The organism is Streptomyces nogalater (assembly GCF_039532885.1).
Lineage (GTDB): Bacteria > Actinomycetota > Actinomycetes > Streptomycetales > Streptomycetaceae > Streptomyces > Streptomyces nogalater.
On record NZ_BAAASM010000006.1, the window covers coordinates 132,545 to 147,016 of the forward strand.

The 14,472-nt window shown below is 74.4% G+C and carries 6 protein-coding genes; all 6 read left to right on the plus strand.

Translation table 11 applies throughout. The features are described from left to right. The first annotated feature begins 25 nt into the window (after positions 1–25). The 6 genes from ABD350_RS06380 (at position 26) to ABD350_RS06405 (ending at position 14,459) form a co-directional block, all read left to right on the plus strand. Positions 26–1,288, plus strand: a complete 1,263-nt coding sequence (locus ABD350_RS06380; RefSeq protein ID WP_344346765.1) for an ATP-grasp domain-containing protein — start codon at positions 26–28, stop codon at positions 1,286–1,288. After that, positions 1,285–2,586: an amidohydrolase family protein gene (locus tag ABD350_RS06385; protein WP_344346767.1), complete on the plus strand. Its 1,302-nt coding sequence runs from the start codon at positions 1,285–1,287 to the stop codon at positions 2,584–2,586. Before ABD350_RS06380 ends, ABD350_RS06385 begins: the two co-directional genes overlap by 4 nt. Next, a complete protein-coding gene (locus ABD350_RS06390) occupies positions 2,583–3,830 on the plus strand; it encodes an MFS transporter (RefSeq protein WP_344346769.1) in 1,248 nt (415 codons plus the stop codon). Before ABD350_RS06385 ends, ABD350_RS06390 begins: the two co-directional genes overlap by 4 nt. Further along, entirely contained in the window at positions 3,823–4,791 is a 969-nt protein-coding gene (locus ABD350_RS06395) for an NAD-dependent epimerase/dehydratase family protein (RefSeq protein WP_344346770.1), read from the plus strand. The genes ABD350_RS06390 and ABD350_RS06395 overlap by 8 nt, the downstream gene beginning before the upstream one ends. Next, positions 4,791–5,099, plus strand: coding sequence for a putative quinol monooxygenase (locus ABD350_RS06400; protein ID WP_344346771.1), 309 nt, complete (start codon positions 4,791–4,793; stop codon positions 5,097–5,099). The genes ABD350_RS06395 and ABD350_RS06400 overlap by 1 nt, the downstream gene beginning before the upstream one ends. A 99-nt stretch (positions 5,100–5,198) precedes the next feature. After that, positions 5,199–14,459 (plus strand): type I polyketide synthase, encoded by a 9,261-nt coding sequence (locus tag ABD350_RS06405; protein WP_344346772.1) that lies wholly within the window; start codon positions 5,199–5,201, stop codon positions 14,457–14,459. The last annotated feature ends 13 nt before the right edge of the window (positions 14,460–14,472 follow it).

Consider the following 14,472-nt stretch of genomic DNA (forward strand, 5'->3'; position numbering starts at 1 on the left):
CCCAGGAACCTACGGAGCGCTGAACATGCACATCCTGATGATCGAATGCAACCCCAACGGCATCGCCGGCATCGCCAACGCCCTGGAACTGGGCCACGACGTCACGCTGGTGTCGGTGGACCCCGACTTCTACCTCGGCGCCTCCCCGCTGGCCGAGGCCGCCTACGCCCACCCGAACTGCCAGGTGGTCAAGAGCGAGCAGGCCTTCTCCATCGAGGAGCTGACGGCGCTGGCGCGCCGGCTGCACGCGGAGAACCCCATCCACGGGGTGACCACCTACAGCGAGTACCACACCGTCCACACGGCCGCCGTCGCCGAGGCGCTCGGCCTGCCCGGCATGAGCGTCGAGGGCGCCCGCAATGCCCGGCACAAGCACCTCACCCGCCTCACCCTGGACGGCACCGGGGTCCGCCAGCCGCGCTTCGCGCACGTCGCCGACGCCGACGACCCCGCCGCCGTCGAGGCCGCCGTCCGCGAGATCGGCTTCCCCTGCGTGGTCAAGCCCTCCGACGGCACGGCGAGCCTGCACGTGCTCCACCTGAAGGACGAGGACGACCTGCGCGCCTACCTCGCCGACCTCGCGGACGTCACCGACTACGGACGCGGCGTACGGCGCATCCCGGACGTGCTCATCGAGGAGTTCGTCACCGGCGAGCTGATCTCGGTCGAGTCCTGCGTCCTCGGCAAGGGTGAGGTGGTCAACCTCGGCCTGACCGACCGTCCGCTCAGCGGCTTCCCGTACTTCATCGAGATGGGTGCCACCTACTTCGGCGGACACCCGCTGCAGGACGAGCTGTTCGCCATGACCACCCGCGTACTGAACGAGCTCGGCGTGGACTTCGGGTTCATCCACACCGAGTTCCTGCTGGGCCCGGACGGCCCGGTGCTGTGCGAGGTCAACGGCCGTCTCATCGGCGGGATCGTGCCGACGCTGATGCAGCTCAGCTCCGGTGTCGACCCGTACCTGGAGGTCATCCGGCAGGCCCTCGGCGAGCGCCCCGAGCTGCCCTTCCCCGGCGAGACCACGGCCGGCGGCCACTGGTTCGGCGCCCCGGTCGCCGGCAGGATCGAGCACATCGGCTTCGACGCGCTGAAGGACCTGCCCGGATTCCACGACGCTCTCGCCTACAAGAAGCCCGGAACCCCGGTCACCCGCCTGTCCACCAGCAACTTCGACTGGATCGGACACGTCATCTTCACCGGCGCCGACCGCACCGAGGTCAACAAGCGGTGCGAGGAGGCGCTGGACCTGATCGACCTCGGGATGAAGGTCGAGGTCGCCCGATGAGCCGCCAGGAGCTCTCCGGCGTCGCCATCCCCAGCCTCGACGCCGGCGCGGTCTTCGACGTCACCGTCGAGGACGGCGTCTTCGCCCGTATCGAGCCCACCGGAGCCCGCCGCGGACACGAGACGGAGCTGTGGCCCGGTTACACCGAGACCCACGCCCATGTGTCGCTGCCCGCCAACTGGGACGACACCGCCGACGACCCGCGGATCGTCGCACTCCAGTACGTCTACCACGGCGTCACCCATGTGGTGGACATGTTCGGCTTCCCGCTGGTGGCCGACGCCTGGGCGGCCGGCCGCGAGGCCTCCACGGTGCCGTACCCCGAGATCGTCCACTGCGGTTACGCGGTCACCGCGACGACGAACGCCGCCGGTCTCACGGGCCACGGCGTGGAGTTCCCGGCCCCGGTGTACATGATCGCCACCGAGGCCGACCTGGAACACGCGATACGGTCCAATGTCGAACGCGGCGGCACCTTCCTGAAGGTGATGTTCACGGACGGCACCGAACAGCCGGACAGCCCGGTGAAGTTCTCCCGGCTGTCGCGCCGGGTGCTGGAGTTCACCGCTCGGATCGCCGCCGCGCGGGGCCTCACCGCGGTCATCGACTGCAACACCCTCCAGGAGACCCGCTGGGCCTACGAGTGCGGCTTCCGTCTCTTCGCCCACAGCGTGCGCGACCGGACGCTCGACGCGGCCGACTGGAAGGAGTTCGAGGGGGCCCGTTTCGTCTCCACCCTGGCCGGTCTGCGCCCCATGATCATGACGGGCGAGGAGTTCGAGGCGGAGTACGGGCGCGAGGGCTTCGCCGAGACCCAGGACATCCGCAACCTGGAGTTCGCCCGGACCATCGACAAGCCGTACGGCATCGAGTTCGGCTGCCAGGAGACCCGTACGGCGGCGCTGGCCGACATGCGCCGCAACGCCCTGGCCACCCTGGCGCAGGGCAGGTTGCTGATCGGTACCGACTCCGGCAACACGGGCGCGTACCACGGCTACTCCTTCCTCAGCGAACTCGGCCTGCTGCGCGGCGGCGACGCCTCGCTCGACGAACGGCTGCGCCACCAGGCGACGGTCGGGGGCCGCCGCTACTTCGACGAGCTGAGCGGCGACAAGCGCGGCGTCCACCCGCTGAGCGTCGGCGAGGCCGCCACCTACAACCTGCACGCGCAGGGCCGGCCGCTGACCGCCCTCCCGCTGCGCACGGTCGTCCGGGGTGTGCCCGTCGACCGGCAGGCCGTCGCCCGCACCATCGCCGAACTGCGTGCCGCGGGCGCGGACCGGAAGGAGGAGCGGTGACCAGGGAGCGCAGGCGCGCGCTCGTCGGGGTGGTCGGCGGCATCCTCCTGGCGAACAGCGGGAGTTACATCTGGTTCCCCGTGCTCGTCGCCACCCTCGGCGGGTCCGACAGCGGGTTCTGGGCGGGCGTGGTCATGTGTATGACGTACGTCGGCCGGCTGCTCGCCACCTTCTGCTACGAGGGGATCGCGGCACGCTCCGGTATCCGCACGGCCGTGTTCCTCGGCACCGCCCTGGAAGCCGTGGCACTCGGGCTGATGGGGTTCGCCGACGGCGTGCTCGTCTACAGCGTGCTGGCGTTCTTCATCGGCTTCGGCTCGGGGACGTCCTTCCCGGGCCTGAAGAACGTCCTGGTCTCCTTCCCCGAGGACGAACGGCCCAAGGCGTTCTCCGCGTTTCAGATGGCGGGGCAGGTCGGCCTCTTCGGCGGCGCGCTGCTGGGCGCCGTCCTGGCCGATGTGGAGCTGCGGACCCTGTTCACGGTGGTGTTCGTGTTCTTCGCCGGCTTCTGCCTGATCACCTCGGCGCTGCTCCCCCGGGACGGCTCCGCGCGGGCGCCGGACACCGCGGGCGGGCGCGTCCCGCTGTTCAGCCTGGCCGCGTTCAAGGGCATCGAGGTACGCGGCGCCACCCGCTACTTCCTGCTGTCCGCCGCGTTCTGGTCCCTGTCCCTGGGCTTCGTGGTCGGCATCCCGCTGCACATGGAGGAGTACGTCCCGGGGTGGGCCCCGTCCGCGCCGTTCTGGATCACCGGCCTGAGCATCCTGGTGCTCCAGTACCCGCTGTTCCAGCTGTTCAGCAAGCGGTTCAGCCCGGGGGCGGTCATGGCCGTCGGCCTGGCCGGAATGACCATCGCGTTCGTCGCGTTCGGGGCCGGCCGCACCGCCCCCTGGGTGGTGGTCGGCTGTCTGACGGTCGTGCTCGGAGAGATCCTCTTCGTGCCGTCGTTCGACCTCTGGATCTCCCGCCGGGTGCCCGAGCACCGGCTGGCCAAGGCCATGGGCGCGATGCACTTCTTCCGCAGCGCGGGGAACATGGCCGGCTCCCTGGCCGCGGGCATCCTGTTCGACCTGTCGCGCTCCGTCGGCGTGGCGGGCGGCAACTGGTACGTCGCCGCCCTGCTGGCGGCGGGCTGCGCACTGGTCTGCCTGAGCGGCCGGCACTCCGGCGCGGCCGACGGCAGCCGGCGAACCGAGGACGCGGACGTCACGGAGAACGAAGGAACAGTGAGGGAAAATGTCTGACATCTGCGTCATCGGAGGCACCCGGTTCTTCGGGAAGCTGCTGGTGCACAAGCTGTTGGCGGACGGGCACCGGGTCACCCTCGTCAACCGCGGGCAGACCCCCGACCCGTTCGGTGACGCCGTGCGTCGGCTGCGCGCCGACGTCAACGTCCCCGGCGAGCTGACCGCCGCGGTGGCCGGGGAACGGTTCGACGCCGTGATCCACCAGATGTGCTACACGCCCAACGCGGCCGTCGAGGTGTGCGAGGCGTTCGGCGAACGGGCCGGGAAGATCGTCATGACCAGCACCATCGAGGTGTACAACAAGGACACCTTCCGCTGGCGGTTCCCGGCCCCGCCGTTCGGTGCGCGGGCCCGGGAGGAGGAACTCGACCCGGCGGACTACGACTTCGACACCACCCTGCCCTGGGACGCCCCCGGCTACCTGGACACCCACTACGGCGAGGGCAAGCGCCAGGCCGAGGCCGCGCTGACGCGCTGCGCGAAGGTGCCGGTGCTGCTGGCCCGGGTCGCCCATGTGCTGGCCGCCGAGGGCGACTTCACCGGACGGCTCCGGTTCCACCTCGACCGGGTCCGGGCCGGACAGCCCGTCGTCGCCCACACGGCGCCCGGCCGGACGTCACTGGTACGGGCCGAGGAGGCCGCCGGCTTCCTCGCCTGGGCGGCCCTGGCCGACGCCACCGGAGCGGTCAACGTCGCCTCACCGGACACCGCGGACGTCTACGACGTCTGCGCCGCGGTGGAAAGCGCCACGGGACTCACGGCCGAGGTGATCGAGAAGGACGACCCCTCCGGCGATCCCGGTCTGTCCCCGTTCTCCTGCCCGTCCGACTTCGGCATGGCGAGCGACCGGGCGGCGGCCCTCGGCCATCCCTTCACCCCGATCAGCCAGTGGCTCCCCACCGTCGCCCGTGACGCCCTCGCCGGCCCGGCCGGCCTCCCCCACTCCAAGGAGCAGTGATGTTCGACCTCCTCGTCATCGTCCGCGTGCCCGAGTCCGACGAGATCCCGGCGGTGGCCGACGCCCTGGCCCGGATGCGGCCGCTGTGCCTCGCCGAGGACGGCTGCGTCGGCTGGGAGGCGTACCAGTCGCAGGACGACCCCGGCCGTTTCGTCCTCGTCGAGCGCTGGGCGAGCCGCGCCCACTGGGAGGCGCACGACTCCGGCGACGCCATCCAGAAGATCTACATCCCCGAGCTCCTGCCGCGCATCGAACGCGAGGTGCACCCGAGCAGTCCGGTGAGCAGTCCGGTGGGCAGGGCGCAGTAGCAGACGTCAGGGCGACGAGGAGTGGGCCGCCTGCGCGGGCGGCTCCGTGCCCCGTCACACCACCCGCCGATTCGGCAGAGACACTGGGGTGCATCAACCATGGGAAGTGCTGGTCACGACATGCGTGAGGGCCACTCACGCGCGGTCGCGGTCGTAGGGATCGGCTGCCGGTTCCCGCAGGCGGACGGGCCGGAGGCGTTCTGGCGGCTGCTGCGCGGCGGCGGTGACGCCATCACCGGGCGGCGGGACGGCCGGGGTCCGGAGCGCGGCGGGTTCCTCGACCGGGTCGACGCGTTCGATCCCGGGTTCTTCGGCATCTCGCAGCGCGAGGCCGCGGTCATGGACCCCAGGCAGCGGCTGGCCCTGGAACTGGCCTGGGAGGCCCTGGAGCACGCCAGGACCCTGCCGGGCGACCTCAGGAACAGCCGGACGGGTGTGTTCCTCGGTGCGATCGGCGACGACTTCGCGACACTCCTGCACGGTCTGGGCCCCGACGCGGTGACCGGGCACACGCTGACCGGACTGCAGCGGGGAGTGATCGCCAACCGGATCTCCTACACGCTGGGCCTGACCGGTCCGAGTCTGGTGGTGGACACGGGGCAATCCTCGTCGCTGACCGCCGTGCACCTGGCGTGCGCGAGCCTGCGGGCAGGCGAGTCCGACCTGGCCCTGGCCGGTGGGGTGAACCTGCTCCTCGCGCCGGAGAGCACCCTGGTCCTGGAGCGGGCCGGAACACTGTCGGCGGACGGACGCTGTTACACCTTCGACGCTCGCGCCAACGGCTACGTCCGGGGCGAGGGTGGCGGGATCGTCGTCCTCAAGCTGCTGGACGCCGCCGTCCGGGACGGCGACCGCGTCCTCGCCGTGATCCGCGGCAGCGCCCTGAACAACGACGGTGCGACCGAGACGCTGCCGACGCCGGGCCGTGCGTCGCAGGAGCGGGTGCTCCTCGCCGCCTGTGCCGACGCGGGCGTCGAACCGGGCGAGGTCCGGTACGTCGAGCTGCACGGGTCGGGGACGCGGGTCGGCGACCCGATCGAGGCCGCCGCGCTCGGTGCGACCCTGGGTTCGGCCCGCACCGATGACGCCCCGCTGCTGGTCGGGTCGGTGAAGACGAACATCGGCCACCTGGAGGGCGCGGCCGGGATCGCCGGGTTCATCAAGGCCGTCCTGTGCGTCAGCGAGCGCGAACTCGTGCCCAGCCTGAACCACTCGGGGCCCGGTGACCGGATCCCGCTCGACGCGCTGCGGCTGCGGGTGAACACCGAGATCCGGCCCTGGCCGGCGCCGACGGAGCCGCTGCTCGCGGGCGTCAGCTCGTTCGGGATCGGCGGCACCAACTGCCACGTGATCGTCGCGGACTGGCAGGGCGCGGAGCCCGCCGGCGGCGAAGCCGGCACCGGGGCACTCCCCTCGGCCCGGTCCGGACCCGGCGACGACACGGGGGCACCCCCCTCGATCCTGACCGGCCCCGACGGCACCGGGGCGCTGGCATGGGTCCTGTCGGCACGCGACGAGGCCGCGCTGCGTGAGCAGGCCGCCCGGTTGCGCGCTCATGTGGAGGCGCGGCCGGAGCTGGGCGTGGCCCCGGTGGCCCGGTCGCTGGCCGTCACCCGCACCACGTTCGAACACCGCGCCGTCGTCGTCGCGGACGACCGGGACGGCTTCCTCGCCGGACTCGACGCCCGGTCGGCCGGGCAGCCGGCGGCGGCCGTGGTGGAGGGCCGGCACGACGGGCCGCCGGTCCGGCCGGTCTTCGTCTTCCCCGGCCAGGGCTCGCAGTGGGCCGGCATGGCGGCGGAGCTGATCGACACGTCCCCGGTCTTCGCCGACCGGATCGGCGCGTGCGCCGAGGCCCTGCGCCCTTACGTGGACTGGTCGCCGCTCGACGTCCTGCGCGGTGTTCCCGGTGCGCCGCCGCTGGAGAGCGACGAGGTGATCCAGCCCGTCCTGTGGGCGGTGATGGTGTCGCTGGCCGCGCTGTGGCGCTCGGCCGGGGTGGAGCCCGCCGCCGTGGTGGCCCACTCGCAGGGCGAGATCGCCGCGGCCACCGCCGTGGGCGCCCTGTCCCTCCGGGACGGCGCGCGGATCGTGGCCCTGCGCGGCCGGACGCTGAACCGGATCGCGGGCCGCGGCGGGATGCTGTCGGTGGACCTGCCGGCCGAACAGGTGCGGCGGGACCTCGCGGCGGTGGCGGCCTCGCTGTCGGTCGCGGCGGTCAACGGCCCCGCGCAGACGGTGGTCGCCGGCCCGGGCGCCGCGCTCGACGCGCTGGCCGCGCACTACGGGGACCGGGTGCGGACCCGGCGGCTGCCGGTCGACTACGCCTCGCACAGCGCGGATGTCGAGGAACTGCGGGAGGACCTGCTTACCGCCTTCGCCGGGATCACCCCGCGTTCCGTCCCCGTGCCGTTCTACTCGACCGTCACCGCCGCACCGGTCGACACCGCCGAGCTGGACGCCGGGTACTGGTTCCGCAACATGCGTGAGCCGGTGCGGTTCGCCCCGGCCGTCGAGAAGCTGCTGGACGCCGGCCACACGACGTTCCTGGAGATCAGCCCGCACCCGGTGCTGACGACGGGCGTCCGGCAGACGATCGACCTGCACGGCGGGGACGGCGCGGCGCTCTCCACGCTCCGGCGCGGTCACGGCGACCGGCGCCGGTTCCTCACGGCGGCGGCCGAGGCCTTCGTGCGCGGCGTCGCGGTGGACTGGGCCACGCTGCTGCCCGGCTCACCGCCGCTGACCGACCTGCCAACCTACCCGTTCCAGCGCGTCCCCTGCCGGCCGGCCGGAATGCCCGAAGCCGCCGGGCAGGTGCCCGACGCGACCGGGGTCCGGGCCCCGGCGCCGGCCGCCGGCGGGGACGGCCCACCGCTGCTGGAGCTGGTCCGCAGCCTCACGGCGGTCGTACTGGGCGCCGCGTCGGCCGCCGACATCCGTCCCGGCCGGTCGTTCCGCGAGCTGGGCCTGGACTCGGCCATGACGCTCGAACTGCGCGACCGGCTGTCGGCCGCGACCGGGCTGAAGTTGGACAGCACCGTCCTGTACGACCACCCGAGCCCGGCCGCCCTGGCCGCCGCCGTCGACGGGCTGAAGACGGGCGCGTCCACCGGTGGCGCCCCGGCGGCCGTACCGGAGCGGGCCGACGACGACCCCGTGGTCATCGTCGGCATGGCCTGCCGGTTCCCCGGCGGGGTGCACTCGCCCGAGGACCTGTGGCGCCTGGTCGACACGGGAACCGATGCCGTCGGCGACTTCCCCGAGGACCGCGGCTGGGACCTGGCGGCACTCCACCACCCGGACCCGGAGCGGATCGGGACCTCCTACGTCCGCCAGGGCGGCTTCGTACGGGACGCGACGGACTTCGACGCGGAGTTCTTCGGGATCAGCCCGCGCGAGGCCCTCGCCATGGACCCGCAGCAGCGGCTGCTGCTGGAGGTCGCGTGGGAGGCGCTGGAGCGCGCCGGGATCGACCCGACGGCGCTGAAGGGCAGCCGGACCGGCGTGTTCGCCGGGGCGATGCACTCCGGCTACGGGCCGAGCATGGAGGCGGCCGGGCACGGCGTCGCCGGACACCTGCTGACCGGCACCAGCGCGAGCGTGATCTCCGGACGGATCGCCTATGTCCTCGGCCTGAACGGGCCCGCGCTGACCGTGGACACCGCGTGCTCGGCGTCGCTGGTCGCGCTGCACCAGGCGGTGCGGGCGGTGCGCGCCGGGGACTGCTCGCTCGCCCTGGCCGGCGGGGTCACGGTCATGGCGACCCCCGGCATGTTCGTGGAGCTGTCCCGCCAGCGGGTGCTGGCCGCCGACGGCCGCTGCAAGGCCTTCTCCGCAAAGGCGGACGGCACCGGGTGGGGCGAGGGCGCGGGCATGCTCGTGATCGAGCGGCTCTCGGACGCCCGCCGCCGGGGCCACCCCGTTCTGGCGGTCGTCGCCGGCAGCGCCGTGAACTCCGACGGCGCCTCCAACGGGCTGTCCGCGCCGAGCGGCGTCGCCCAGCAGCGCGTCATCGCGGACGCGCTCGCCGACGCCGGGCTCGCGCCGCGGCAGGTCGACGCCGTGGAGGCACACGGGACCGGCACCGCCCTCGGCGACCCGATCGAGGCGGGCGCCCTGCTGGCCGCCTACGGGCGGGACCGGGACCGGCCGCTGTGGCTGGGGTCCCTCAAGTCCAACATCGGACACGCGCAGGCGGCGGCGGGCGTCGGCGGCGTCATCAAGATGGTCCAGGCCCTGCGGCACGCGACCCTGCCCGCCACGCTGCACGCCGACGAGCCGTCCCGGCACGTGGACTGGACGTCCGGATCGGTGGCCCTGCTCGACCGGGCCCGGCCCTGGCCGGACACCGGCGAGCCCCGGCGCTGCGGCGTCTCCTCCTTCGGGATCAGCGGCACCAACGCGCACGTGATCCTGGCGGAGCCACCGGCCCAGGCCGCACCCGTCGAAGAGCCGGTACGGCCGCCGGTGGTGCCGCTGGTGCTGTCCGCCCGGACCCCGGACGCGCTGCGGGAGCAGGCCCGCAGGCTGGCCGTCGCACCGCTCGACCCGGTCGCCGCGGCACCGGCCCTGACCGCCAGAGCCGCCCTCGGCGAGCGCGCCGTGGTGATCGCAGGCGACCGTCGGGAGGCCGGCCGGGGCCTGGCCGCGCTGGCCCGCGGCGAGGAGAGCCCCGGTGTCGTCACCGGCCGCGCGGGCGAGCCCGGCCGGACCGTTCTGGTCTTCCCCGGACAGGGCGGCCAGTGGCAGGGCATGGCGGCGGAACTCGCCGCCGAGAGCCCCGTCTTCGCCGCCCGCCTCGCCGAGTGCGAGCGCGCACTCGCGCCCTACGTCGACTGGTCGCTGGCCGACGTCCTGGCCGGGGCGCCCCTGCTCGACCGGATCGACGTCGTACAGCCCGCGCTGTGGGCCGTGATGGTGTCGCTGGCCGAGCTGTGGCGGTCGGCCGGGGTCGTGCCGGACGCCGTGGTCGGCCACTCCCAGGGCGAGATCGCCGCCGCCGTCGTGGCCGGGGCGCTCTCCCTGGACGACGGCGCCCGCGCCATCGCCCTGCGCAGCGCCGTGGCCGTCGACCTGATGGGCACGGGCGCGATGGCCGTGATCCCGCTGCCCGTGGAGCGGGTACGGGAACGGCTCGGCACGCTCGGTGTCGCCGCAGTCAGCGGACCGGCCACCACCGCCGTGGCCGGAGCCGCGGACGCGATCGCCGATCTGGTCGACGCCTACCAGGCCGAGGGCGTCAACGCCCGCGTGATCCCGGCCGCCTTCGCCTCGCACTGCCCGGCGGTCGAGCCGATCCGCGAGCGGATCCTGGCCGAGCTGGCGCCGCTGGCACCGCGCACCGGCGAGATCCCGCTGATGTCCTCGGTCACCGCCGACTGGCAGGAGGGCGGCGCGCTCGACGCGTCCTACTGGTACCGGAACCTGCGGCACACCGTGCGCTTCCAGGAGGCGGTCGAGGCGCTCATCGCCTCCGGCCACACCACGTTCGTCGAGGTCGGCCCGCACCCGGTGCTGACCGGCAGCATCGGCCAGATCATGGAGCGGGCCGGGGCCGACGGGATCGTCACCGGCTCACTGCGCCGCGACGACGGGGGCCTGCGCCGGTTCCTCACCTCCGCCGCGGAGGCCTACGTCCGGGGTCTGCCCCTGGCGTGGGAACGGCTCACCGGAACGGCCGCCGGCCACGTCGAGCTGCCCACCTATCCCTTCCAGCGGCGGCGCTACTGGCTCACCGGCACCTCCGGGCCGTCCGGCACGGCCCAACTGGGCCAGGCCCCGGCCGGTCATCCCCTGCTCGGCGCGGCCGTCGAACTCGGGGACGGCGAGACGGTGTTCACCGGACGGCTCACCACCCGCTCCCATCCCTGGCTGGCCGACCACACCCTGTCCGGCACGATCGTCGTACCGCCCACCGTGCTCCTGGAGACGGCCCTGCACGCCGGCACGCACGCCGGCACGCCGCGGATCGAGGAGCTGACGGTCTCCGCGCTCATGGAACTCCCGGAGGACGGCGCCGTAGACCTGCGCGTCCGGGTGGCGGGCGAGGACGCCGACGGGCTGCGGGCCTGCCGGATCTCCGGCCGGGCGACCGGCGGGGAGTGGACCGAGCACGCCACCGGCACCCTCGGCCCCGCCCCGGGGACGGCACCGGCCCCCGTGGACTGGCCGCCGGCCGACGCGGCACCGGTACCGCCGGCCCGCCTGTACGAGGACCTGGCCCTGCGGGGCCATGAGCACGGGCCGGTGTTCCAGGGAATGCGCGCCGCCTGGCGGCGCGACGGCGAGCGGTTCGCCGAGGCCGTCCTGCCCGAGCCGGAGGCCGCGCACGCCGGCGCCTACCACCTGCACCCCGCCCTGCTCGACGCGTCCCTGCACGGCCTGATCGCCGACGCCCCGGCCCGCGAGGGGCAGCTCGTGCAGCCGCTGCGCTGGCGCGGAGTGTCCCTGTTCGGTGCGGGCGACCGCACGTCCCTGCGGGTGCACGCGGCCCCCTCCGTGACCGGAGGCCTCACCCTGACCCTGCTCGACGGCTCGGGGAAGCCGGCCGGTCTGGTCGAGTCGCTGGAGCTGTGCCCGGTCACGGCGGGCCGCCCGGCCGATCCCGCGGCCCTGGCGCGCGGCTCCCTGTTCGCGCTGGGCTGGGAACCACTGCCCGCGCCGGGGGCCGCCTCACCGGCCGGGCCGGTGCCGGTCCCGTGGGACGCCTTCGCGCCGGACGCCCTGGCTGCCGAGCCGGCCGGGCACGCCGTCGTGGCCTGTCCGGCCGGTGAGCACGGAACCGATCCGGCGACGGCGGCACGGAACGCGGTCCGCCGGGCCCGGGATCTGCTCGGCCGGTGGCTCGCCGAGGACCGGCTCGCCGGGTCCCGGCTGGTGCTGGTGACCCGTGGGGCCGTCGCCGTCCGGCCCGGTGAGACCGTCCGGGATCTCGCGCAGGCGGCGGTCTGGGGTCTGGTGCGGACGGCACAGGTCGAGCACCCGGGCCGGTTCGCCCTGGTGGACCTCGCCCCCGACGCCGTCGAGGTGCCGGCCGCGGCACTGGTGCCGGACGAGAACCAGGTGGCGGTCCGGGACGGAGCCGTCCTGGTGCCCCGGTTCGTGCCCGCGGCGGGCGACCCCGCGCTCCCGCTCCCCGGCGACGCGCCCGAGTGGCGCCTCGACATCCCCGAGCGCGGCACCCTCACCGCCCTGGAGCTGCGGCCCTGTCCCGAGGCCGCCGCCGAACCCGGCCCCGGCCGGGTCCGGCTCGCGGTGCGCGCCGCCGGGCTCAACTTCCACGACGTCCTCGGCGCGCTCGACATGCACCCCGGCGACCCGGGCCCGCTCGGCCTGGAAGGCGCGGGCGTAGTCACCGCGACCGGGCCCGGCGTCACCGGCCTGGCCCCCGGCGACCGGGTGATGGGCCTGTTCTCCGGCGCGTTCGGCACGGTCGCCCACGCCGACCACCGCACCCTCGTCAAGATCCCGGAAGGCTGGTCGTACACCCGGGCCGCCGCCGTACCGGTCGCCCATATGACCGCCCTGCACGCGCTCGTCGAGCTGGGCGGCGTACGCCCGGGCGACCCCGTGCTGATCCATGCCGGGGCGGGCGGCGTCGGCATGGCCGCCGTCCAGCTGGCCCGGCACCTGGGCGCGGAGGTCTACGCGACCGCGTCTGCCGCCAAGTGGCCCGCGCTGCGTGCCCTCGGCGTGGCCGACGACCACCTGGCCTCGTCCCGTGAGCCCGGATTCGGCGAGCGCTTCGGCGCGGGCGGCCGGCGCATGGCGGTCGTCCTGAACTCGCTGACCGGCGAGCTGGTCGACGAGTCGCTGCGGCTGCTGCGTCCCGGCGGGCTCCTGGTCGAACTGGGCCGGACCGATCCGCGCGACCCGGCCGAGGTGGCCGCCGCGTACCCCGGAGCGCGCTACCAGGCCTGCAACCTCCTGCGGTTGGCGCCCGAGCACCTCGCCCGTCTCCTGAACCGCGTGGTCGAGCTGTTCGCCGAGGGCGCGTTCACCTGGCCCGCCGTCACCGACCTGGACGTCCGGCGCGCACCCGAGGCCTTCGGGCTGCTGCGCCAGGGCACCCAGGCCGGCAAGGTGGTGCTCACCGTCCCGCCGGTCCTCGACCCCGACGGCACCGTCCTGATCACCGGCGGGACCGGCGCCGTGGGCCGGGCCGTCGCACGGCACCTGGTCACCGAACACGGCGCACGACGGCTCCTGCTGGCCGGACGCCGCGGCGGTGACGCACCCGGAGCGGCCGAGCTGGCGTCCGCCCTGGAGGCGCTCGGCGCCGAGGTGCGGTTCGCGGCCGTGGACGTCGCCGACCGGGACGCCGTCACCGCGCTGATCGAAGCCGTGCCCGGCCGGCACCCGCTGACCGCCGTGGTCCACGCCGCGGGCGTGGTGGACGACGCGCCGGTCACCTCGCTCACCGCCGAGCAGATCGACCGGGTGATGCGCGTCAAGGCCGACGGCGCCTGGCATCTGCACGAGCTGACCGCGGGCCACCCGCTCACCGCGTTCGTCCTGGTCTCCTCGATCATGGGGACGCTCGGCGGCGCCGGGCAGGGCGGCTACACCGCCGCCAACGCGTTCCTCGACGCACTCGCCCGGCACCGCCGCGCGCAGGGGCTGCCCGCCCTCGCGCTGACCTGGGGTCTGTGGGACGACCCGGACGGCATGATCGGCGCCCTCACCGCCGCCGACCGTGCCCGCTTCGCCCGGGCCGGCCTGGTGCCGATGGCTCCCGAACACGGCCTGGCCCTGCTGGAGGCGGCGCTGCCGTCACCGCACGCCGTCCTGGCGCCCGCCCGGCTCGACCGCGAGGCCCTGCGCGACCTCGGACCGGATCTTCCGCCGGTGCTGCGCGGGGTGGTGGCGGCGGCCGGAGCGGACCGGCCCGGGAACCTCCCCGGACACCGGCGGCAGCGGCCGCTGCGGGAGGAGCTGACCGCCCTGACCGCCGGAGAACGCGCCGGGGTGCTCGCCGAGGTGATCCGCGGTCACATGGCCGCCGTCCTGGGCTCCCGGCCCGAGGCGATCCCGGACGACAGGCCGTTCGGCGAACTCGGGTTCGACTCGCTCACCTCGGTGGAGTTCCGCAACCGCCTGAACGCGGCGACGGACCTCACCCTCCCCCTCACCGTGCTGTTCGACGCGCCGACGCTGCCCGAACTCGTCGCCGTCCTGGACGGCGAACTCATGCCGGCCGAGGAGGCACGGGCCACACCGGCCGCACCGGAGGACGTCTCCGGGGACCTCGGAGCGGACGCGCCGGCGCTCACCGAAGCGGACGTGACGGCGCTCGTCGAAGGCGCGACCGCCGAGGAACTGCTCGACTTCATCGACCGCGAGCTCTCCGGCTCCTGACCGGCCCACGGAG